Annotated in this window: 1 pseudogene; it reads left to right on the top strand. The window is 61.9% G+C overall.

The annotated features are described in order from the left end of the window. Window positions 1–206 (top strand): annotated as a pseudogene (locus GV790_RS29345) (hypothetical protein); the annotation flags it as partial. Between the last annotated feature and the right edge of the window lie 133 nt (window positions 207–339).

Genomic DNA, 339 nt, shown 5'->3' with positions numbered 1-339 from the left:
ATACCTGGCATTCCGAGCGCGATCTGCCGGTCAGCTACATGGCCGCAGCCGTGCACGATCGCGCGGGAAAGCCATTGTGGGAGATTCAGATCGGCCCATTGCGCACCTCGGTGTCCCTCGCCGAGCGGCACCGCTACGTCGAGGAACTCAGCGCGACGGCTCGCGCGCTCAGCGACTGGTCGCCACATTCCGGACACGCTCGATGAGGTCTTGCCCGCAGCCCACCCGGTCTTCTACCGTGTAGCTCCATGCGACTAATCGGATCATTCGATTCGAATATTCGCATCCGCACGGTTTCGTGGATGGCGAACCCACGCAATGACACTCAGGGAGTACCCA

It is taken from the genome of Nocardia cyriacigeorgica (genome assembly GCF_010858045.1).
Lineage (GTDB): Bacteria > Actinomycetota > Actinomycetes > Mycobacteriales > Mycobacteriaceae > Nocardia > Nocardia cyriacigeorgica_E.
This window is presented reverse-complemented; position numbering and strand designations above follow the sequence as displayed.